This window comes from Arthrobacter sp. Bi26, from assembly GCF_918697925.1.
GTDB lineage: Bacteria > Actinomycetota > Actinomycetes > Actinomycetales > Micrococcaceae > Arthrobacter.
The window spans coordinates 1-21,996 of the sequence record NZ_CAKKMF010000045.1; the positions used below are offsets into that span (position 1 = coordinate 1).

18 protein-coding genes are annotated in these 21,996 nt (G+C 66.8%); 8 read left to right on the forward strand and 10 right to left on the reverse strand.

Going from position 1 to position 21,996, the window contains the following annotated elements; translation table 11 throughout:
- Positions 1 to 12: 12 nt before the first annotated feature.
- Together trmB and LQV16_RS13050 are read left to right on the forward strand one after the other, a co-directional pair.
- The gene (gene trmB / locus LQV16_RS13045) at positions 13 to 969 is read left to right on the forward strand and encodes a tRNA (guanosine(46)-N7)-methyltransferase TrmB (protein ID WP_229994350.1); all 957 of its coding nucleotides are present in this window, start codon (positions 13 to 15) and stop codon (positions 967 to 969) included.
- Between the two features lie 105 nt (positions 970 to 1,074).
- Positions 1,075 to 1,881: a DUF1206 domain-containing protein gene (locus LQV16_RS13050; RefSeq protein ID WP_229994316.1), complete on the forward strand. Its 807-nt coding sequence runs from the start codon at positions 1,075 to 1,077 to the stop codon at positions 1,879 to 1,881.
- Between the two features lie 2 nt (positions 1,882 to 1,883).
- Here LQV16_RS13050 and LQV16_RS13055 read toward each other — a convergent pair whose 3' ends face one another.
- Both LQV16_RS13055 and LQV16_RS13060 read right to left on the reverse strand, forming a co-directional pair.
- Positions 1,884 to 2,567: a zf-HC2 domain-containing protein gene (locus tag LQV16_RS13055; protein ID WP_229994317.1), complete on the reverse strand. Its 684-nt coding sequence runs from the start codon at positions 2,565 to 2,567 to the stop codon at positions 1,884 to 1,886.
- Positions 2,564 to 3,064 (reverse strand): sigma-70 family RNA polymerase sigma factor, encoded by a 501-nt coding sequence (locus LQV16_RS13060; protein WP_229994318.1) that lies wholly within the window; start codon positions 3,062 to 3,064, stop codon positions 2,564 to 2,566. The genes LQV16_RS13055 and LQV16_RS13060 overlap by 4 nt, the downstream gene beginning before the upstream one ends.
- Before the next feature lie 188 nt (positions 3,065 to 3,252).
- Between LQV16_RS13060 and LQV16_RS13065 the strand changes: the two genes are divergently transcribed.
- Positions 3,253 to 3,780, forward strand: coding sequence for a hypothetical protein (locus LQV16_RS13065; protein ID WP_229994319.1), 528 nt, complete (start codon positions 3,253 to 3,255; stop codon positions 3,778 to 3,780).
- A 113-nt stretch (positions 3,781 to 3,893) separates the two neighbouring features.
- Here LQV16_RS13065 and LQV16_RS13070 read toward each other — a convergent pair whose 3' ends face one another.
- Positions 3,894 to 4,805 (reverse strand): hypothetical protein, encoded by a 912-nt coding sequence (locus tag LQV16_RS13070; protein ID WP_229994320.1) that lies wholly within the window; start codon positions 4,803 to 4,805, stop codon positions 3,894 to 3,896.
- Between the two features lie 196 nt (positions 4,806 to 5,001).
- Here LQV16_RS13070 and LQV16_RS13075 point away from each other — a divergent pair, with 196 nt between their 5' ends.
- Entirely contained in the window at positions 5,002 to 8,451 is a 3,450-nt protein-coding gene (locus LQV16_RS13075) for a DEAD/DEAH box helicase (RefSeq protein WP_229994321.1), read from the forward strand.
- Positions 8,452 to 8,490: 39 nt separating this feature from the next.
- On the opposite strand, the gene LQV16_RS13080 is transcribed toward LQV16_RS13075, so the two are convergent.
- Both LQV16_RS13080 and LQV16_RS13085 read right to left on the reverse strand, forming a co-directional pair.
- Entirely contained in the window at positions 8,491 to 8,955 is a 465-nt protein-coding gene (locus tag LQV16_RS13080; RefSeq protein WP_229994322.1) for a hypothetical protein, read from the reverse strand.
- Positions 8,956 to 8,964: 9 nt separating this feature from the next.
- A complete protein-coding gene (locus LQV16_RS13085; protein WP_229994323.1) occupies positions 8,965 to 10,884 on the reverse strand; it encodes a primary-amine oxidase in 1,920 nt (639 codons plus the stop codon).
- Between the two features lie 121 nt (positions 10,885 to 11,005).
- Between LQV16_RS13085 and LQV16_RS13090 the strand changes: the two genes are divergently transcribed.
- Positions 11,006 to 11,596 carry a TetR/AcrR family transcriptional regulator gene (locus tag LQV16_RS13090; protein WP_229994324.1) on the forward strand — a complete coding sequence of 197 codons (591 nt, stop codon included), beginning with the start codon at positions 11,006 to 11,008 and terminating at the stop codon, positions 11,594 to 11,596.
- 147 nt (positions 11,597 to 11,743) lie between these two features.
- On the forward strand, positions 11,744 to 12,715 hold the full coding sequence (locus LQV16_RS13095) for a helix-turn-helix domain-containing protein (protein WP_229994325.1): 972 nt from the start codon (positions 11,744 to 11,746) through the stop codon (positions 12,713 to 12,715).
- Positions 12,716 to 12,906: 191 nt separating this feature from the next.
- Here LQV16_RS13095 and LQV16_RS13100 read toward each other — a convergent pair whose 3' ends face one another.
- From LQV16_RS13100 to LQV16_RS13115, 4 genes are all read right to left on the reverse strand, one after another.
- Positions 12,907 to 13,920 (reverse strand): 2-oxoglutarate and iron-dependent oxygenase domain-containing protein, encoded by a 1,014-nt coding sequence (locus LQV16_RS13100; RefSeq protein WP_229994326.1) that lies wholly within the window; start codon positions 13,918 to 13,920, stop codon positions 12,907 to 12,909.
- Between the two features lie 248 nt (positions 13,921 to 14,168).
- Positions 14,169 to 15,638, reverse strand: coding sequence for an APC family permease (locus LQV16_RS13105; protein WP_229994327.1), 1,470 nt, complete (start codon positions 15,636 to 15,638; stop codon positions 14,169 to 14,171).
- A 164-nt stretch (positions 15,639 to 15,802) separates the two neighbouring features.
- The gene (locus LQV16_RS13110) at positions 15,803 to 17,113 is read right to left on the reverse strand and encodes an NAD(P)/FAD-dependent oxidoreductase (protein ID WP_229994328.1); all 1,311 of its coding nucleotides are present in this window, start codon (positions 17,111 to 17,113) and stop codon (positions 15,803 to 15,805) included.
- 11 nt (positions 17,114 to 17,124) lie between these two features.
- Positions 17,125 to 17,469 carry a cupin domain-containing protein gene (locus LQV16_RS13115; RefSeq protein WP_229994329.1) on the reverse strand — a complete coding sequence of 115 codons (345 nt, stop codon included), beginning with the start codon at positions 17,467 to 17,469 and terminating at the stop codon, positions 17,125 to 17,127.
- A gap of 169 nt (positions 17,470 to 17,638) precedes the next feature.
- Between LQV16_RS13115 and LQV16_RS13120 the strand changes: the two genes are divergently transcribed.
- Both LQV16_RS13120 and LQV16_RS13125 read left to right on the forward strand, forming a co-directional pair.
- On the forward strand, positions 17,639 to 18,217 hold the full coding sequence (locus tag LQV16_RS13120; protein WP_229994330.1) for a TetR/AcrR family transcriptional regulator: 579 nt from the start codon (positions 17,639 to 17,641) through the stop codon (positions 18,215 to 18,217).
- Positions 18,218 to 18,364: 147 nt separating this feature from the next.
- Complete coding sequence (locus LQV16_RS13125) at positions 18,365 to 19,774, forward strand: aldehyde dehydrogenase family protein (RefSeq protein ID WP_229994331.1); 1,410 nt, start codon at positions 18,365 to 18,367, stop codon at positions 19,772 to 19,774.
- 14 nt (positions 19,775 to 19,788) lie between these two features.
- On the opposite strand, the gene LQV16_RS13130 is transcribed toward LQV16_RS13125, so the two are convergent.
- Complete coding sequence (locus LQV16_RS13130) at positions 19,789 to 21,951, reverse strand: elongation factor G-like protein EF-G2 (protein WP_229994332.1); 2,163 nt, start codon at positions 21,949 to 21,951, stop codon at positions 19,789 to 19,791.
- Between the last annotated feature and the right edge of the window lie 45 nt (positions 21,952 to 21,996).

The window sequence follows — 21,996 nt, forward strand, 5'->3', positions numbered from 1 at the left end:
ATTCTGGTAGGGATGAGCGAATCCCCAGAATCCCCCGGCACCCCGGCAGACCCGGATCCCGGCAACCCTGAAGAGACCCGGCTTCCGCGCCCCGTGACCCCCGGCAGCCAGGCCTCGTTCGGCACGTACGGAGGCCGTCCGGTGAGCTTTGTGCGCCGCGGCACGCGCCTGCAGGGCCGCCGCCAGGCCGCATGGGAGGAGCACGCGGACCGCTGGGCGGTTGAGGTCCCCCGCCATGTCGCCAACACCTCAGTGCACCCGGACTACATGTTCGACGCGGAGGCCGAATTCGGCCGGACGGCTCCGCTGATTGTGGAGATTGGCTCCGGACTGGGCGACGCCGTATGCCACGCCGCGGAGGAAAACCCGGACAAGGACTTCCTTGCCGTGGAGGTTTACACCCCGGGCCTGGCCAACACGCTGATCAAGATCAACAGCCGCAAGCTGAGCAACGTGCGGGTAGTGGAGGCGAACGCCCCCGAGGTGCTCGCGACCATGCTCCCCGCCGGCTCCGTCACGGAACTATGGGTCTTCTTCCCGGACCCGTGGCACAAGTCCCGGCACCACAAGCGCCGCCTCATTCAGCCGGACTTCGTGGATCTCGCCGCCCGGGCTATCAAGCCCGGCGGCATCTTCCGGATCGCGACCGACTGGTCCAACTACGCCGTTCACGTCCGCGAGGTCATGGCGGGCTCGGCGGAGTTCGAGAACCTGCACGAGGGTGAGCGCGCCGGTGCTGACAGCCCCCTGACCCAGGTGTGGGAATCCGGCGTCGAGTCCCGCGTGGGCGGGGCGCCCGTCAAGGAAGGCCGGGCACCCGTCAGCACCGAGCACACCGGGCCCAACGAGGGCGTCGACGGAACCGGCGGCTGGGCGCCGCGGTTTCATGGCCGGATCCTGACCAGCTTCGAGAACAAGGCACACGAGGCCGGGCGCCTGATCTTCGATCTCAGCTACCGCAGAATTTAGGCACCCCCCGGGCCCGCAGGCATCTGTTCCTGAGCGGCTTGGCGTGGCACGATTACGGAACGAACCACGCTGGGTAGCACTAAGGAAACGATCATCAAAGAAGAAATGAAGGACGCCGCGGACGTCGCCGAGGACGTCACCAATTCGAAGCCCCTCGAAATAGCAGCACGGGCCGGTTTCGCTGTGTCCGGGTTGCTGCACTTCCTGATCGGGCTGGTCGCGATCCGGCTCGCCATGGGTGGCCGGGGCCAGGCCGACGTCAGCGGCGCGGTGGAAGAGCTCGCCGCGCAGCCGGCCGGGCCGTTGCTGCTCTGGACCGCTTTTGCCGCCTGCGTTGCGCTGGCCATCTGGCAAGCATCCGACGCGATTTTCGATTTCGGGCACCTGCCGACCAAGAAAAAAGTCGGCAAGAAACTCAAGGCAGCCCTGCAGGCCGTGGTGTACGCCTTTTTCGCGCTCACGCTGGCGTCGGTCGCCACCGGGGCCGGCTCCGATAACCGTGAGTCAACTTCCGATATGACCGTAAACCTCATGAAGGCCCCGGGCGGCGCGGCGCTCCTGGTGGTCATCGGCGCCGCGGTAGCCGTCACGGGGATCGTCTACGCGATCCGCGGCTTCCGGAAGTCCTTCCTCAAGTACCTGCGCATGCCAGCCCAGAAGCAGGCGCGTACCGCTGTGACGGTCATCGGCGTCGTCGGCTACGTCGCGAAGGGCTTCGCCCTGCTGCTCGTGGGCCTGCTGATCATCATCGCCACGGTGACGGCACACCCCGAACAATCAACCGGGCTCGACGGCAGCCTGAAGGCCCTGCGGGAGCAGCCGTTCGGTGTGTATTTGCTGGCCGCCGTGGGGGTCGGCCTGATCTGCTACGGCATCTACATGGCGGTGCGCGCCAAGCTCGCGAAGATGTAGGGCTAGCCCTGAGGCACGGCGATAACCGCTACGGTCTGCTGCTGCTCGTCGCGCATCTCGACACTGGCTATCCTGGCCAGCTGCACCGGCGTCGCCCCCGTGATCCGCACCCTGCCGCTCGGCGTCGCCGTCCACGCGCAGGCACGGTCTTCGCCGCCGTCACGGTCCTTCACCCACAGCGAGAGGGTCCCGTCGTGGGGCAGGCTCCGTCCGTCCACCGCCAGCTCGGTGCCCCAGGTTTTCTTGACAAGCCCCACCGTGACCTCAAGTCCGCTGCTGGCCTCAACGGAATAGCTCGCGTCCGGTTTGGCGGGTTGGTTCAGCAGCGGAGCGGCCATGACCCCCAGCACGAGGCATGCGGCGGCGGCGGCGGCCACGGCCGTCGCCCACCGGCGCCGCACTCGCCGGCGGCGGGCGGCGAGCTCGTCCAGGAGCCGGCGCGGGACGGGTACCGGTTCCGGCGGAACAAGTGCCCGCTCGCGGGCGGCCGCAGCCGCCGCGGTGAGCGCGATGGCGTCGGACACCGGGATCGCGTCGAGCAGCGCGGGGAGGCTGGCGAGATCGTCCAGCTCCTGGCGGCAGTCGGCACACACGGCAAGGTGTTGTTCGAAGGCTGCGGCCTCGGCTGGCTCCAGCCCGCCGAGCAAATACGCGCCGAGGAGTTGATGCAGCTCGGTCCCGTTCACCGCTGCACCCCCATTTCGTCGAGGATCGTCCGTAGGGCCCGCACGGCGTAGAACGCCCGGGACTTCACCGTGCCGCTGGGGACTTTCAATTGGGCGGATGCCTCCTGGACTGTGTAGCGGCGGTAGTGGAGCGCCACAAGGACTTCGCGGTGCTCCGCGCTGAGCCGCAGCAATGCCTCCTCCATCAGGACCTTGTTGAGCAGGTCATCGATGCGCCCGGCGCCGTCCGCAACGTCCGGGACATCGCGTTCGCCGGCTTCCTGCGGACGCCGTTGGGCCTTGCGGTAGTTGTCGATCATGATGTTGCGGGCCGTTCGGAACAGGTAACTGCGCAGGCTGCCGGTGATCTGCGGCGCCTGCTGCCAGACCCGCAGCACGGTCTCCTGGACGACGTCGTCGGCGAGCTGCGGATCCCGGGAGGCGCTAAGGACGAAGCGCTTCAAGGCCGTCCCATGGTCGCGGTAAATAGCAGCCACGACGTCTTCGTCCAGCGGCATGTCCCACCTCCCGGGATTTCTTGTTCTGCCCCTGTACGACGTACGGGCGGACCCAATAGTTCAGTGTGCCCCCAGGACAGCCCCGACATAAACATTTCAGCTCCGCCATGAACCATTCCGCGCTCAATGGCGTCGTATCTCGTAGCGCCGGCCTCCGAGTTGGGCTGGCTCGAGCCTAGGAGCAGCAAATGAAGAAGCACCTCAGCATTGGCTTGTCCGCATTCGCCCTTGCCGCGCTACTGTCCGGCTGCGGCGGCGGAACGACCACGACGCCGACATCGGCGGCACCGGCCACCTCCGCTCCCGCAGAATCCAGCGCACCGGCGACTTCGGCCCCCGCGTCCATGTCCGCTGCGGAGCTCTCGGTGGGCGAGTCCAAGGCGGGCCAGATCGTGGTGGCCGGCCAAGGACTGAGTGTCTATTACTTCACCAAGGACACGAAGGACTCCGGGACCAGCGCCTGCACCGGCGACTGCCTGGTGGCGTGGCCCCCGGTCACCTCGACGACGGCGACCCCCACCGTTAACGGCGTCACCGGCAAGGTCGGAACCATCCCCACGGCCGATGGAAAGATGCAGGTGACCATCAACGGGATGCCGATCTACTACTACGAAAAGGACAAGGCCGCGGGAGACATCACGGGCCAGGGCGTCGGTGGAGTCTGGTACCTCGTGGCGCCCTCCGGGGAGATGATCACCGCACCGCCCGCAGGGTAGGCTCACAGGCCGCGGTTCCGTCCAGTCCGGCTCTTCTGACCCGGCGAACCGGGCGGCGTACTGCCGGCGCCTGTTTTTGGGGGCAGGCGCCGGCCGTACCGGGGGAAGACCGCTTACGCGCCTGCCTCTTCAAACTGCACGGCTTCTTCGAACTCGACGGCCGCGAGGATTTCCTGGGTCCGGGGGTTGAGCATGAAGGCCTCTTCGTCGTCTTCGAGCATGAGGAATTCGCCCTGTTCCGTGGTGAAGTGCCAGGCCAGGGTGGTTTCCCCGTTGTGCTCGTAGTTCGGATCGCCCATGGTGATCCGCTCCAGGCTGTGGCCGGCAATATCGCACAGCTCCCGGATAATCTGTTCGAACTCCGGCGCGTCCAAGAGCGCTTCCTCGGCGGCTGCCGCCTGGCGCTCCGCGAGATCGGAAAGCCGAGCCACCCGCCCGGCAATGTGGACGTCGAGGTCGTCGTCGCCAAGGACCAGCAAGTCCGCCTGGCCGCGCAGCCAGGCGGCGTTCAGCGCCGCGATGTCCTCTGTTGCGAGGACCGATTCGAATTCCTCGTCCAGTTCTTCGATGCGCCGAACGGCGTCGGAGACTCCGTCCCCCGGTTCTTCTCCTTCTGTGTCGCCTCCGGCGTCCCAGCCGCTGCCGCCGTCGAGGTAAGTGTCGACGTCGGTGTCGGTCAGGGCGCCGAAGGCGGCCACCGTGCGGTTGAAGAGATCCAGGTGCGCGGCGGCACCCATGGCCGCCAGGCCTTCGCGGACGTAGGGATCGACTTCCTCCCGTTCGGGCGCCGTGAACACGTACTGCGCGAAGCCGCCGGCCAGCGCCTGCGTCAGGTAGAAGTCCACGTAGTAACTGCGCAGCGCGGCCGGGGAGATCTCGTCCGCGTCCAGCAACTCCTCGAACATGGCGTTGACCACGTTGACGTTCGCGTCGACAACGTCCTGGCTTCCGCCTTTGAGGCTTTCCGTGGTCAGCACGGTCGGGTAGTTGTGGGCGGACTGATTGGTGGGCACACCGTTGGTCATGCGGAATCCTTACTGCTGGCACTGCTGATACTCCGGACCTCTCCACGGTAGGTCCGTCTTCACGGCGGGCAGCCGAGCCCCAGTTGAACGTCAAGCGAAGTTTGAGCGGCGGTTCCGCGGCCACCGGCGAAGTTCCAGCGCCTGCTAAGGCTCGGTAAGATGGATCAGATGACCACCTGCCGAAAGTAGCACGCACATGCCATCCCATCCGGACGAGAGTGCGGCACTGGCAATTCAGACTCCCGCGATCAACGACCGCTCCCTCGCGGCCGGGCTTGCCTACGCCATGGGGAGCCGCGTTTCGGGGATCTCCTTCGATGCCGCCACCGGCCTGCTGCTGGGCAAAGTGCGGGGCGGTTCCGACGTGCCCTATTCCACGACGGCGAAGCTTGTCCGGAAGGCGGGCGGATGGAGCTGCACGGTGGGTGTCTGCAGCTGCCCGGTCCGCAAGGACTGCAAGCACGTGGCGGCCCTGCTCTTCGCGGCCGAAGACAACCCAGCAACCCGGCAGCAGTTGCTGGCCCCCGCAGAGGGTACACGGCTGTCCCGCCAGAGCGCGCCGCCGGAAATGGCCGACTGGGAGCAGGCCCTTGGCCCCCTGATCGCCCACCCGGGGATCACGCCGTCCGCCAACGGCACCCCGCTTGCACTCCAGTTCGACGTCGAGGAACCCGCCCCGCACTTCTCCTACACGGGCCGCCGCGATCCGCTCCGCAGCGTCCGCCAGCTCAAGGCACGCCCCGTCATCATGGGGGCCAAGGGCAAGTGGATCCGCGGCGATGTCTCCTGGAGCACGCTGAGCTACCTGAACTACCGGCGCGAATGCAACGAGGCGCATGTTGAGTGGATGCAGGAATTCCTCGCCTCGCACACAGCCGTGGCGAACCGCCAGCACTCCGGCACCGGATTGTGGCTGGGACTGAACACCTACGCCGGCAAGAACCTGTGGAGCCTGCTGTCCCAGGCCAAGAAGATCGGCGTCGCCCTGGTCCACAGTCGCGGCGACGAGGCGGTGCGGTTCGTCGAGCAGCCTGCCGCCGTCGGGCTGAACCTGGCGCGATTCGGCACCGGCGGCGACGACGGCGGGCTCGAGCTCGCGCCGACCATCACGGTCGAAGGCGAAGTGGTGGATCCGGCGTCGGTCGGGACCATCGGCCGCCCGGCGCACGGGATCTTCCTGGCCTCCGACGGCGACGCCCTGCCCGGCATCGCCCCCGCCGACCCCGTCATCACCCTTGCCCCGCTGGAAAGCGGTCTCAGCGAGGAATTGCTGACCTTCGTCACGGGCGGGACCACCCTGCACATCCCCGCACGGGACGAAAGCCGCTTCCTGACCGGCTTTTACCCCAAGCTCAAGCAGACCGCCCGGGTCACCGCCTCCGACGAGTCCGTGGAACTGCCAACCCTTGCGGTCCCCACCCTGTCCCTGCTGGCCAACTACGGGGCGGACCACCGGGTCCGGCTGCATTGGGAATGGCACTACACGTCCGGGAACCTCGTCACGGCGCAGCCGCTGTGGCGGCATCCGGGCGATCACGGCTACCGGGACGACCCCGCCGAGGCGCGCATCCTTGAGGGGGTCGGGCAACCTTGGGACGTGGTACCGGCCCTGGGCGAATCCGCGACCGGCGGCTGGGGCACGCCGCGCCTGGCAGCCACGGCAGAACTGGCCGGACTGGACACGCTAGCCTTCACCGAGGACGTGCTTCCCCGGCTCCGCGACCTCCCCGACGTCTCCGTGGATACGTCCGGCGAGATTGCTGACTACCGCGAAGCCGAAGAAGCCCCGGTGGTGGCGATCTCCACAAAGGCGACGGACAGCCGCGACTGGTTCGATCTGGGCATCGTCATCACCCTGGAGGGCCAGCCGGTTTCCTTCGCGGCGCTGTTTTCCGCCCTCGCCGCCGGCCAGACCCGCATGCTGCTGCCCAGCGGGGCGTACTTCTCGCTGGACCTGCCAGAGCTGCACCAGCTGCGGGCGCTGATCGACGAGGCCCGCTCCCTGCAGGACAACCCCGGCGACAAGGACGCTCCGCTGCAGATCAGCCGCTTCCAGGCCGGGCTGTGGGACGAGCTGGCTCACCTCGGCATCGTCGACGAACAGGCGGCCGCGTGGCGCGAGTCCGTGGGTGGCCTGCTCGAAGGCGGCATCAAGGGCCTTCCCCTGCCCGGGACGCTGAACGCCGAGCTGCGCCCGTACCAGCTGGAGGGCTTCAACTGGCTGAGCTTCCTGTACCGCCACGGCCTCGGCGGCGTGCTGGCCGACGACATGGGCCTGGGCAAGACCGTGCAGGCCCTGGCCCTGATCTGCGCCGCGAAAGACGCCGCCGGGACCGCTGCAGACCCCGATGCACAATCCGACGCACTCCCTGCCGGCCAATCCTCGGCGGGCCCTTCCGCCGGGACCGCCCCGTTTCTCGTCGTCGCCCCCACTTCCGTGGTGGGCAACTGGGAGGCGGAGACGGCACGGTTCGCGCCGGGACTGAGCGTGCGCGCCATCGGCGAAACCTTCGCCAAGAGCGGCTCGCATCCGGCCGAGGCGATGGCCGGCGCCGACATCATCATCACCTCCTATGCCCTGTTCCGGATCGACTACGAGGCCTACGCCTCCCAGGCCTGGGCCGGCCTGGTCCTGGACGAGGCGCAGTTCGTCAAGAACCACCAGTCCAAGGCCTACCAGTGGGCCCGCAAACTGCCGGCCGCCTTCAAACTCGCCATCACGGGCACCCCGCTGGAGAACAACCTGATGGAGTTCTGGGCGCTGACCTCGATCGTGGCCCCCGGACTCTTTTCCAGCCCCAAACGGTTCGCCGAGTACTACCAGAAGCCCGTGGAGAAGAACGGCGACAAGGGGCAGCTGGACAAGCTCCGGCGGCGGGTCCGGCCGCTCATGATGCGGCGCACCAAGGAGCAGGTCATCCGGGATCTGCCGCCCAAGCAGGAGCAGATCCTGGAAGTCGTGCTGAATCCACGGCACCAGAAGGTGTACCAGACGCACCTGCAGCGGGAGCGCCAAAAGATCCTGGGCCTGATCGAGGATGTCAACAAGAACCGGTTCACCATCTTCCAGTCACTGACCCTGCTCCGGCAGCTGAGCCTGGATCCCTCGCTGATCGATCCGTCACTGTCCGGTGTGCGCTCCAGCAAGCTCGATGTCCTGTTCGAGCAGCTCGCGGACCTGGTGGCCGAAGGACACCGGGCCCTGATTTTCAGCCAGTTCACCGGTTTCCTGGGCAAGGTCCGGGAGCGGCTCGTCGAGGAGAACATCGAGTTCTGCTACCTCGACGGCGGCACACGCAACCGCACCGACGTCGTGAACGAGTTCAAGAACGGCGCCGCGCCGGTGTTCCTCATCAGCCTCAAGGCCGGCGGCTTCGGCCTGAACCTGACTGAGGCCGACTACGTGTTCCTGCTGGACCCCTGGTGGAACCCGGCGTCGGAGGCCCAGGCCGTGGACCGGACCCACCGGATCGGCCAGGCCCGGAACGTCATGGTCTACCGGCTCGTCGCCAAGGACACGATCGAGGAGAAGGTCATGGCGCTCAAGGCCAAGAAATCCCAGCTCTTCGCCGACGTCATGGAAGGCGATGCGCTCACCGGCTCCGCACTGACGGCGGAAGACCTCGCGGGGCTGTTCAACGACTGACGCGGTTCACGACTGACACTGTTCAACGACTAACACTGTTCAGTCGTGGGCCTGTGCGCGGAACCGGGCCACGAGCGTCGCGGCGAGCAGCGCCGTCGTCATTTCCAGCGCGATGACCGCCAGCAGCGCCCCGGAGCCTGCGGGCACTGCTCCGGCCACTGCGGCAGCGGTTCCCGCTCCGGAGTGAAGGTGGCCCGAGCCGCCGGATCCGGTGCCGAGGAGCAGGACCGCGTGCACCCCGGTCATGGCCAGCGCCGCGGCCATCACCTGGCGCAGGGCCGTGATCCTTCCGTGGCGCCAGATGTGCACGGCGCACGGCAGGCACACTGCCACCATGGCGAGCATGAGCAGGTTCAGCCATGTCCCGTGCTGGTTCCCGGCGGCAAGCCCCAGGTGGGTAAGGCACGACGCCGCCGTCACGGCGGAACAGATCCGCGAATGGAAAACGATGCCGCCCCGCCGGCCCACGCCGCCCGCAACGCCCACGCCGCCTGCAACGCTCATGGCGCCGGGCTAGCTGTGGCAGTGGCCGGCCGGCTGTGCACTCGCGGGCACATCCAGCACGGGGCTGCGGTCAAAGAAGCCCTCGGGCCGGAGCTTGAAGCCGACCGTGTCCACCGGCATGATGGGCCAGTCCTCGGGACGCGGGAAGTGGGTCAGGCCGAAAGTGTGCCACAGAACGATGTCCTGGCCGTCCAGCTCCCTGTCCTGTGCCACATACTGCGGCAGCCCGGCTCCGCCGGCGTGCTGGTTGACGAAGTCGCCTGTGGGGTAACGCTCCTCCTCCGCGAACCGGGTCACCCAGAGATCCTTCGTGGCAAAGGCGGCCCGCCGTGCGATGGAGGACTCCGGGTCGGCCAGCAGGGTGGGCTGGTTCTGGGAGTGGAGCTTGTATCCCACGGGGTCGCCGAGACGGTTCCGGGACTGCGGGTTGGAGATGACCCAGGTCCGGCCGCTGCGGGCATCGGCCTCACGCGCGCCCTCGGCTTCGCGGGCAATGACGGTGCGTTTCCGGGAGAAGGCATTGCCGCGTTCGTTGCCCTCGCCCATGGCCTGCCGGACCACGTCTTCTTCCTCGACCCGGTTGGTGAAGCCATCGATCGCCATGTCCAGGCGGGCGCTGAACAGGTGCTGGTGGTACGGGGCGCCCAGGCCGGGGGCGAGTTGGGAGATGTTGGCCGAGCCGCCTTCCGGGTAGGCGGAGGTGAAGACGACGCCGGTGGCTTTGGCCTCGAACTCGATGGTGCCGTCGAGGTAGAGGTACCAGTAGAAGCCGTAGTCGTAGTTGCCGATGGTGGTGAAGAAGGAGATCACCAGGCGGCGGTTGCGGCGGGTGTAGTTGATCCCGGTCCAGAGGTCGCTGTGCTTGGCCAGGATTCCCCAGTCTTCCTCATGCATGCAGATGCCGTTGCGGATTTCCCGGGGGTTGCCGAAGGCGTCGCTGATGACGGGGCTGAGGTAGGTGATCTCGCCGAGGCAGTCGCAGCCCAGTTCCAGCGAGTTGGCGTACTGGCCCACGAGGTATTCGCCGGTGTCGAAGTAGTTCTGCCACGACCGGATCGGCGACGGGTCCCCGTACGGGACCACCATTTCGGCGATGGATGCCCGGTTGATAATGGGCCGTTTGCGGTCGCCGTCCTGGAAGGCAAGGTTGTGCAGCACCACGCCTTCGCGGACGTCGAAGCCGACGTCGACGCTCCACTTTTCCCATTCGACGTGGTTGCCGCCGGTGACGGTGAAGCTGGGTCCGTCCGGCTGGGTGATGCTGATGGGTTTCTGCGTGGTGCGCAGCGGGCCGGTGAGTTCCGGATCGGTGTAATTTCCGTGTTCGGCGGGAACCGGGACGGCGCCGGTGTCCAGCACCTGCGTGACTTCCTGGCTGACGACGTCGACGTACGCCACCAGCCCGTCCACGGGGTGCGCCCAGGCACTGTCTTCGGGGAAATCCTGCACGAAGGCCAGGCCACGCAGGATCCGGCGGCCACGTTCCTCCGGGTACTCGAACACCCCGGCGGACAGCGGGGCGACGCGGACCTTGCTGACGTCCAGGCCCCGGCCGGCCAGCGCCTTGAGCCACCGTTGGTCCGTGGCCAGGAGTTGTTCGACGACTTCGAACTCCTCCTCCAGGACAGGAAGCTCGCCGGTCAGTACCGTGTCCAGCTCGACGGCGGAAATCACCGCGCCGCTGGAAACCGAGACGGTCACGTCGGCCGGCCTCCCTCCGGAGATGTCGTGCAGGAAGACCCGGAACCGGCGGTCCTCGGTTCCCGCCGGCGCGTTCCTGGTGGGGTCCACGAGGCCGAGGTACGCGATGCGCTTGGTCTCGCCCAGCAGGCCCGCGGTGCGCAGAATGCTTTGGACTGCGGTGATTTCGGCGTTCGTGGCCAGACTGTACGGGCTACACGGGGTGCGGATGTCGGTTAGTGCGGTCATCATGACGGCCTTCGTTCGGGGACCCTGGCGGGTCGGAACTTTATTTTCTATAGTTGTAGAGAATACGGAAATGTAAGCTGTGCCACAAGAGTCCGACGCAAGAAAATTGGGGAGCTATCCGGTGCCAAAGATTGTCGACCACGACCAGCGGCGGCTCGAACTCGTCGACGCCACGTGGCGGACCATCGCCCGACTCGGCATTGAAAGCGCCACGATGCGCGAAATCGCCCTCGAGGCCGGCTTCGCGAACGGGGCCCTCAAACCGTACTTCCCCACAAAGGATGACCTGCTGACGTTCGCGTTCGGGCACGTCTTCAACCGCACCAACGAACGCATCGCGAAAGTCACCGCCGGGCAGTCCGGGCTGGCGGCTTTGAGGTCGTTTTGTGTCGAGGTGCTGCCCCTGGATGAGGAGCGGATCAACGAGGCCCGGATCGTCATTCCCTTCTGGCAAAAGGCCATCAACGATCCCGGCAAGGCCCGGATCCACCGGGATTCGATGCAGCAGTGGCTTGCATCGATCAGTCAGCACCTTGCCCATGCGCGGCAATCCGGCGCCGTCACCACAGCCGTCGCCGACGCCGCGCTGGCCGGGCAACTGCTCAACTTCCTCCTCGGGGCGCAGATCGCGGCGGCACTCGCCCCCGAAGGCCAGGTGGAGCTAGGGCTGAACGAGCAGCTGGAGGGCTTCCTGGCACTGCTGGCCAGCTAGGCGCGGCCGGCACACCGGGCGGGCAGCCGGCTCAATCTTTTTTCGCCGGTTGTCGAAAAAAGATGACATCGGCGGGTTGCGGCGCTACCCTGAAGGTACTGTGTCCCACGACACAGTCCCAGAAATACGACGGCGTCAGGATCTTCGATGACCGCAGTTGCAGCCCGCCCCGTGGCCAACCCCGCCGGACAGGATGTCATTAACAGCACGGCAGCCTCCTTCGACCACTGGAGGCACCTCGTCGCGGAGTCCTTCGTTCCCCTGGCCGCCTCGAGCACAGATGCGGACAACTTCCGCGGCCGCATGCGGGCCCGCAGGCTGGACCGTGTGGCGGTCGTCGAGGTCTCCTCCACGAGCCATGAGGTCCACCGCACGCCGGCACTGATCGCCCAGTCCACCCAGCGCTACTTCAAGCTCAATCTCCAATTGCAGGGCACCGGACTCCTCATCCAGGACAACCGCGAGGCGCTCCTGCGCCCGGGCGACCTCTCCATCTACGACACCAGCCGCCCCTACACGCTTGCGTTCGAGGGGGACGCCCGGCTCATGGTGGTGATGTTCCCCTGGGACGCGCTCTCCCTGCCGCCGGACTGCATCGCTCAGCTTTCGGCGGTGCGGATGGCTTCCGACGGCGGCCTCGCCGCGATCGTCGGGCCGTTCCTCGCCCACCTCGCAGAGAACCTGGACGCGCTGAGCGGTCCCAGCGGGTCCCGACTCGCCACAAATGCCCTCGATCTTGTCTCCACCATGCTGCATTCGGAACTGGACATGTCCCCGGACCGGATGAGGCCACAGGCCCTTCTGGCGGCATCCGTGTGTGAGTACATCGACGCGCACTTGGCCGATCCGCTGCTCTCGCCCGCCTCCATCGCTGCAGCCCATTTCATTTCCACCCGGCACCTGCACAACGTCTTCCACGAATCCGGGACCACCGTGGCGAGCTGGATCCGGACCCAGCGGCTGGAAGGGGCACGCCGCGAGCTGCGCGATCCGCTCCTGGCCGGCCTGACGGTGGGGGCCGTGGCCGGGCGCTGGGGCTTCCTGGATGCGGCCCACTTCAGCCGCTCCTTCCGGGACGCCTTCGGCGAGTCTCCCAGCGACTGGCGGCGCGGCGCCTGAGCCTGACCTGCACCCGCCGCTGAGAGCACCTGCCATTGTCAGCGCCCGCTGTGGTTCCTCATTGCTGCCAGGGAGGCTGCCGGAGCAGCTGCGCGGGCTGGTTTCGCCGGCCAGATTTGCTACGAATCCCGGCCTGGCCTTCGGAGAGAACGGGCACGGGTTCCGGCCGGATTCAGGAGTGTGCACCGACGTCAGTTCGTCATCAGATCCGCGTGGTGAACTGCGACAACGTTTGGGTGGGCCCTGAGCCGGTAGCGCAGGGCATTATCCCCGTAGGTCTCCAGAATGGGGCTGTTCGTCGGGTCAACCGACAGGCCGCGGGCCTTGGCTTGAAACTCCGGGCTCACCGCGAGCTGGGGCATGGTCGCGTCCAGCGCCGGGTTGTAGAAGAACGGGAGAGAAATCCTGTCAGTGCCGCGAAGGGGCGAGATCACGCGGTGCAGAGTCGCCTTAAGGTAGCCGTTCGTGGCCAGCTCAAGCATCTCGCCGATGTTGACCACGAATGTTCCTGGCACCTGGGGTGCGTCGATCCATTTCCCCTGGTACTCGACCTGGAGTCCGCCCTTTCCGGGTTCCACGAGGAGGAGCGTCAGCACACCGCCGTCGCGGTGGGACCCGACACCCTGCTTGGGTTCCGGGTTGGACTCCCCCGGATAGCGCACAACTTTGAGCAGGGGGAACGCCCGTGCGGCGAATGCCGCGTCGAAGGTGTCCTCGGGCGCTCCCAGGGACACGGCAAGCGCCCGCAGAAGAGCGAGGGAGATGGCACTCAGCCGCTCGGTCCACTCATGGACGATCGCCCGCATCTCGGGCAGTCCACTTGGCCACAGGTTGGGTCCCTCCAGACGCCAGTAATCAGCGACGCCGGCGCCCGGCTCCACGGCGTCACGCTCGACGCCGATGTCGATCTGCTCGCGCCAGTCGACCGCCCCATCCGTGAGTTCACCGCCGACGCGGGTGTAGCCGCGGAACTGCGGGCTGTGGACGTTCTCGACCGCGAGCTTCTGTTCGTCCGGCAGTTCGAAGAAGCGGCGGGAGACGTCGAGCATGGCGTCAATGAGCTCCTGCGGGATGCCGTGGCCGGCCAGATAGAGGAACCCGACCTCATGCATGGCATTGCGCAGTTCGTCCCGAAACCGGGAGGCCTCTTCCGGGCCAGCACTCAATCGAGAGAAGTCCAGGACGGGCAATGATTCGAGTGACAACGTCAACTAGTCCTTTACAGCGAACTTGGCAAGCCGGAGCCTGTATTAGTTCCAATGTTACGGACCGGGCTGCAGCGATGAGGATTTAACGTGTCGAAATAAGACATCCGGAGTAGGTCAGCGCCCTGGGATAAGGCGACGTTGAACCGCACCTCCGAAACTTGGACTCTTACTTTCAAGTCCAACTTTCGGGGTGCGGTTCAGGCACTTCCGCTTCTGTGTCTAAGTCCGGCGTCCAGGGCCGATCGTTAGGCAGGAACCCCTGCGCGCGCGGCCCGGCGCTCCACGGCAACTTCCACCAGCACGCCGGCGGCAAACACAATGGGGACGGTCATCAGCAGGCCCACGGCCGTTTCCGCACTCCCGCCGATCAGTGCGGTGAAGTTGCTGATCACGAGGGACAGGACCCAGCCAAGCAGCGCAGTGGCGAGCACCGGCGCCACCACGGTTTGCCAGATCTGGCCGGCCACCTTTTCGCGCCGGAAGTACGCGACGACGGCCAGGGAGCAGAGCATGTAAAGCACCAGGAGCGCCGCCACGGCCAGCCCGCTGAACCAGGAAAAGAGGGTCAGGACAGGATCCAGGGACAGCAGGGCGAACGGCGCAACGAGCAGGAACGCAACCGCCGTCTGGATTCGTGCGGCGACGGCGGGGGCCTTGTGCCGGTTGGTCCGGGCCACGACGCGGGGCATCGACCCGCGCAGGGCCAGCGAATGGAGGTAGCGGTTGATGCCGTTGTGGAAGGCGATGATGCCGGCCAACAGGGACGTCACGAGCAGGATGCCGGTGACGGTCCCGGCCCACGGCCCGAACAGCTCCACCATCGGCGTCAACACGAAGGAGGTGGAGTCGCCCGATTCGAGGGCCGCGCCCGCGGCATCAATGACGTGCGAGGGGCCGTAGTAGCTGACCAGCATCCACGAAATGAAGGAGAAGAAGACCGCGATGACGCCCACAGAAAGATACGTGGCACGGGCCACCGTGCGGTGGGCGTCCTTGGCCTCGGCCGAGTAGATGGCTGTGGATTCGAAGCCGAACATGGAGGCGACAGCGAACATGATGGCTACCCCCGGGGCCCCTGCGCCGATCGCCGCGGGAGAGAACGACGCCGCCAGGCTGAGCCCTTCCGGTCCGCCGCCCCGCAACAGCACGGTGAACCCGAACATGAGCAGGATCGCGACCTCCAAGCCTACGAGCACCGCCAGGACCCGCGCCCCGAGCTCGATGTTGAGGGATCCCAGCACCTGCACGCCGGCCATGGTGACCATGGCCAGCAGCCACCAGGGAACCACGATCCCTGCGGTTCCGAAGACGCCTGAGAATGCGGCGCCGTACAGCCCGTACATCGCGGCCTGGACCGTGCTGTATGCGAGAAGCGCGAGCCATGCCGCTCCCGCGCCGATCTTCCGCCCAAAGGCGGCGGTGACATAGGCGTAGAAGGCGCCGTTGGCTTGGATCTTGCGGCTCATTGCGACGAACCCGACGGCGAAGATCACGATCACGATGCCCACCACCAGATACGCGCCGGGCGCGCCGGGGCCGTTGCCGAGGGCCGCGGCCAGCGGTGATGCTCCGACGATTCCGGTCAACGGCGCCTGGGCGGACAACACAAAGAAAAGTATGCCCATGACGCCGACGCTGCCGGCGCGCAGCGCAGTGGAGTGCTCCGTGCGGGGACTGTCTTCTGCGGTCCGGGACTCGGATTTTGAAATACTCATCGGATCCTTCTTAACGGTCATGAGTCTGGGGAATTTCGGTCTGGGAATATGGGGGTGCGTTGCACCGTGAAATCCAGCATGGCAGGTGACGCCCGTCACCCTCTTGTCGATCAGCGATCGGTTGTTGTTCATGAGCGAAGTTTGGTTGAGAACAGCAGTGACGTTCAGGAATTGTGCAGCGCCAAGAGGGAGGCTGCGTCACGGGCGGCGCTCATGCCGCTCTCGATTGCGCCGTCAATGAATCCGCACCAGCCGTTGGCGATATCCGAGCCGGCAAACAGCACCAGACCGTGCGCCGCCTGCATGGCCGGGAGGTAGGTCGAGAGAAAACCGGCGCGGTGCATGGGCCAGGTTTCACCGGATAGCGGATCGTCCACCCAGTTGTGGCTGGCTACCGCAACCACCTCGACTGCTGGCACCAGACGTGCGAGCTGAGCTTGGACGGCAACTGGATCCTCCACGTCGATCTTCGAGGCGTCAGGACCGAACCCGACGGCGATCGTGTCGCCGTCGAGCGTGTACTCCACCTGGAAGAAATTCAGGGGCCAGTCGGCACCCCCCAGCGCTACGAAAGGTGCATGCTTTCCGCGAAGCCTGAACCAGACCTTGGCACCTTTGGAGACCTGCCCAAACCTGGAGCCTTCGGCCTTGGCCGATGGCAGGGGCGGCTCAAAGTCAACCGCCGCCAGGGCAGGGAGCGGAATCGTGACAATCGCCGTCCGGGTACGGACGTTCCGGCCGTCCGCACCCCGGATGTTCACGAATGCCGCGTCATCCGAGATGGTTTCAACGGTGAAGCCGTACTCGATACCGGCCCCGGAATCCGCGAGGATCGCTGCCGCCAGGGCGGCCGTGCCGCCAACGATCTTGTAGGTGGCGCACGCTTCGAAGTTCACCGCCCAGTCGCCGTTGGTGAGGGCAACCCAGCGCAGTGCCTGGGTCAAGGCCGCGTTGTCCAGCGGACCATTGAAGTTCAGGGCCCAGAATGATTCGAGGATGTCCCGGGTTCCGCCGGCGGGGAATTGCTCACGGATTCTCTCCTGGACGGACACATCGTCGATCGCCTTGAAATCGTCGCGGGCCAGCGGCCTGAAAGGCTCCGGAAAATACTTGCGGGAGTCCTGGACGAACTCCTCGTTTGTCTGGGCGATGAGCCCGAGCAACTCGTCGGGCCCGCCCTCGTGACGGCGGCCGTCCGCCCACCAGAAGGCACGTTCCGGCTCGGGACTGGGTGTGGTCTCCAAGCCGTAACGCGTCAGTTCAGCCCAGACATGCGGCTGGGTCCAGTGCACCCAAGTGCCGCCGATTTCCAGGTCCCGTCCCAGGCGCTTATCCACCCACGTGCGGCCACCGATCCTGTCGCGGGCTTCCAGGATGAGCACAGTTGCGCCCTGCCTGGTGAGCTCACGGGCAGCGGTGAGACCGGCAAATCCGCCGCCGACCACAACCACGTCAAACGTCTCTACGTTGTTCATTCGGACACTTCCTAGGAGTAGACGAAAAATTCGATGGTCGGCTCAAGCACTGTCCACCGGGTGCGGGCGCCCCTGTTGAACGACGCGGCACCGCCCGGCAAGAGGTCATAGACGTCTCCGCCCTCCACCTCAATAGTTAGGTGGCCCTGGACGATGGAGATTGTCTCGTCGGCCTCCATCACAAGGTCGAAAGGCTCGGGTGCCTCGGCGGGTGTGACGTGCCAGTAGCCGCAGGCAAGGGCGGGCCGCTCTCCGTCACCAAAGCGACGGATCCACTGAACAGATCCCAGTTCGAATGGCTCGTTCTTGTTGGCGTCGAGTGCAGAGGAAGTAGTAAAGGCCAGGGTGAGAGGCATGCTGACTCCATGGAGTTGTGGGCGCCGAGCGCCGTTAGGGGGCCGAATGGAATGGCAAATGGCCGTGAGGCGACGTGATCTGTCTCACGTGGAATTCAATCTCAGCATTTGCTTAGTTTTATGTCAATAGCTCCGAGGTGCACCGCGGCGAACTCGATAGACTCGGTCCATGACTGCCACGCCTTCGAAGTACGGAACCGGAAAGGAAGCCCTATTGCGCGCCGCCGTTTCGGTGGTGGCTGCCAAGGGATTGCGGGGGCTGACTTACCGCTCAGTGGCGGAAGCTGCCGGAGTCAACAACACGTTGGTTGCCCACCACTTCGGATCCCGCGACGCCCTCATAGCCGCAGCCCTGGACTGGGCTGCCGAGCAATCCATCAGTGCGTCCAAGCTGCGGGAGGCGGCCACGCTGGGCCACTCATTCACGGACTCGCTGCTGGAGCTACTTCTGGCAGAACCGGAACTGCAGGTGTTTCAGTACGAGATGATCCTCGAGGCCCGCCGGCGCCCCGAGCTTTCCGAAGCGGTGACCGCCCTCTACGAGAACTACGTCAGCGCCCTGGCCGACGGGCTGACGGCCTCAGGCCTGACCGGCAACGTGAGGGTTGTGGCCCGCACACTTTTTGCCGCTCTCGACGGCCTCGTTCTCCAGTATCTGGCCGGCGTCGATCGGTCAACCATTGCTGCGTCTCTCGAGGAAGTCCACGACATACTCCTGCTCCGGACGCCCTCCGGTCCGCAGCCGTAGGGAATGCCCGCGGCGTTCCGTTCGCTCCCGCACAACAGCTCTTCGCGGATTGACAAGACCGTCGGTGCCTCGCCGGAGCACGCTTGGAGCAGCACTCTTAGGCCGTACCGGCCGCGCTCTCTGAACTACTCGATGTGGAGTACACCCATGGAAACCTACGACGCCCTTCTCGCCGCGATCGCCCCGACGTCCGGGGAAACCCGGACCATCCTGGACCCCGCCACCGGCCAGCCGGTCGGGCAGGCCCCGGTCCACACCGTTGAGGACCTCGAGGCCGCCATCGCCGCCGCGGCAACCGCCCAGCCCGGGTGGGCCGTGCTGGGCCACGACGCCCGGTCCGCCGCGCTCCTGAGGGCCGCCGACGCCGTCGAACGCTCCGCCGAGGAACTCGCCCGGCTGCTCTCCCGCGAGCAGGGCAAGCCGCTCAACGGCCCGAACGCCCGCTTCGAGGTCGGCGCCTGCGCCGCCTGGCTCCGCGTCGCCGCCGCCACCGTGCTGGAGGCGGAAACCGTGGTCGACGACGGCGAAACCCGCGCCGAACTGCACTACCGGCCCATCGGCGTCGTCGGCGCGATCGGGCCCTGGAACTGGCCCATGATGATCACCGTCTGGCAGCTCGCCCCCGCCCTGCGGATGGGCAACGCCGTCGTCATCAAGCCCTCCGAATACACCCCGCTCTCCGTCCTGGCCCTGGCCCATGTCCTGAACCAGGAACTCCCCGAGGGCCTGCTGTCCGTGGTCTCCGGCGGCCGCGACGTCGGCGAGGCCCTCGCCTCACACCCCGGGATCGGCAAGATCATGTTCACCGGCTCCACCGCCACCGGCAAGGCCATCATCAAATCCTCCGCCGACACCGTCAAACGCCTCACCCTGGAACTCGGCGGCAACGACGCCGGCATCGTCCTGCCCGACGCCGACCCGAAAGCGATCGCCGAGGGCCTGTTCTGGGGCGCGTTCATCAACACCGGCCAGACCTGCGCGGCACTCAAGCGCCTCTACGTGCACGACGCCATTTACGACGCCGTCTGCGAAGCCCTCACCAGCGTCGCCGCGGCCATGCCTATGGGCAACGGCCTCGACGAGAACAACGTCCTGGGCCCGCTGCAGAACCGCCAGCAGTTCGACATCGTCTCCAGGCTCGTTGAAGCCGCCCGCGACTCCGGGGCACGGATCCTGCTCGGCGGCAACCCGGACCAGGACCAGCCCGGCCACTTCTACCCCGCCACGATCGTGGCGGATATCGACAACAGCAACCCGCTCGTCGCCGAGGAACAGTTCGGCCCCGCCCTGCCGATCATCCGGTACAGCACCGTGGACGAGGCCGTCGCCATGGCCAACGCCCTCGACGTCGGGCTCGGCGCCTCCGTCTGGTCCGCCGACCCCGCCGAAGCCCGGAAGGTCGCGGCCCGGATCGAGGCCGGCACAGTCTGGATCAACAAGCACGGCGCCGTGGACCCGCGCGTCCCCTTCGGCGGTGCCAAGCAGTCCGGCTACGGACTCGAATTCGGCGTCGAAGGCCTCAAGGCCCTCGGCGTTCCGCAGGTCATCAACGGCTGACCTTATTAGGGCCATCAGTGCAGCGCTTGCGGCACGGGTTCGTGCCGCAAGTAGCTGCGCCGGAACCGGCCGCTGCCGGCGGTCAGGGCCCGTAACTCCACCGAGTACCTCAACAGTTCCTGGTCCGGAACCTCGGCGCTGATCTCGGTGCCGTCGGCCCCGGCGGAGGTGGTTCCGGTCAGGCGTGCCCGCCTGGAGGACAAGTCGCTCATCACAGCGCCCACGTGGTCCTCCGAAACGCTGATGGTCACGGACGAAACCGGTTCCAGGAACTGAATGCGTGTTGCTGCCGCCGCTTCCCGGAGGGCCAGCGCGCCGGCCGCCTGGAACGCCGCGTCCGAGGAATCCACGCTGTGCGTCTTGCCGCCGATCAGCGTGACCTTGATGTCCACCACGGGGAACCCGGCCGACACGCCTTTCTGCATCTGGGTCCGCACGCCCTTTTCCACCGACGTGACGAACGGCCCGGGAATCACCCCGCCCACAGTCTTGTCGACAAACTCGAACCCGGCGCCACGGTCGAGGGGTTCCACCTCGATGTCGCAGACAGCGTACTGGCCGTGGCCGCCGGATTGTTTGACATAGCGTCCGTGCCCGGCCGCCGGCGCGGCAAACGTCTCCCGCAGCGGCGTGATCACTGGGACGGTCTGCAGGTTCACACCCTGGTCCCGCAGCCTGCCCAGGACGACGTCGGCGTGCGCCTCGCCCATGCACCACAGGATCAGCTGGTGGGTTTCGGAGTTGCGTTCCACCCGGAGCGTCGGGTCGCCGGCGGTGACTTTCCCCAGGTTCCTGGCCAGGGCGTCCTCGTCGCCGTGCGTGGCAGCTTCGATGGCTACCGGCATGAGCGGGTCCGGCATGTCCCAGGGGGCCACCAGCAACGGCAGTTCCTTGGCCGAAATCGTGTCGCCGGTCTCGGCGGTGCCCAGCTTGGTCAGCGCACAGATATCCCCGGCGACGCAGAATGGCACCGGCCGCAGTCCCGATCCCAGCGGCGAGTACAGGTGTGTGACCCGCTCGTCGCTGTCGTGGTCCTCATGGCCGCGGTCCGCCATTCCGCGGCCACCCACATGGATGGCTGCGTCCTCCCGCACAACGCCGGAGAAAACACGCACCAGGCAGACCCGGCCGAGGAACGGGTCGATCGTCGTGCGGACCACTTCACCGAGCAGCGGGCCGTCGGGGTTGCAGCCGAGCGGGCCGGCAGGCGCCCCGTCGAGGTCCGTGGCTGCTGGAACACTGTGCTCCGCCGGGGTCGGAAACGCGCGAACCAGAACCTCGAGCAGCTCCGCCAGGCCAAGCCCGGACTCCGCTGACGTCGGCAGCACCGGGTGAAAGGACCCGCGGGCCACGGCCGTCTCCAGATCGGCGATCAAGACATCGGGAGCGATTTCTTCACCCCCTAGGTAGCGGTCCATCAGCGCCTCGTCCTCGCTCTCGGCAATGATCCCCTCGATCAGCGCGCCCCGCGCTGACTCCGCCGCGGCAAGTTCGACGCCGGTCGCGGCCCGGGTGGCCGACGCCGGTTCCGCCGCACCGTACTCGGACACCGTCCCGGTCAGCAGCCCCAGCAACCCGGTTACGGCACCGTCCGCGCGGACCGGGAGGTAGAGCGGAACGATGGCGTCGCCGAATGCCAGACGGCAGCGGGCGACGGCGGCGTCGAAATCCGCGCGCGGATGGTCCAGCCGGCTGATGACCACTGCCCGCGGCATGCCGAGCCGCTGGCACTCATTCCAGAGCGCGGTGGTCGCGGCGTCGACATCGTCGGTGGCCGAGACGACGAACAGCACTGCATCCGCGGCACGGAGCCCTGCACGCAGCTCGCCGATGAAATCCGTATAGCCCGGAGTGTCCAGCAGGTTCACTTTGGTCTCCCCCACCGTCACCGGCACCACTGCCAGCGCCACGGAGCGCTGCTGCGTGATGGCGGAAGGATCCGAGTCGCTCACCGTAGTGCCCTCGGCGATCGAGCCTTTACGGGTGATGGCTCCGGTGGCGGCAAGCAAGGCCTCGGTGAGCATTGTTTTTCCGGAACCCGAATGCCCCACGAGGGCCACATTGCGGATCTTGTCCGGCTGCTCCGGCGGCGCGGCGCCATTGGCGTCGGCCCGCCGGAGGTCAGAGGTACCCCGGACCGGGCCCCTTGACGGGGTTTTGGCGCCCTTCGACGGCATGAGAACCTCCCGGCGTCGCATCCACTCGTGCCCCGCAGGGCCTTG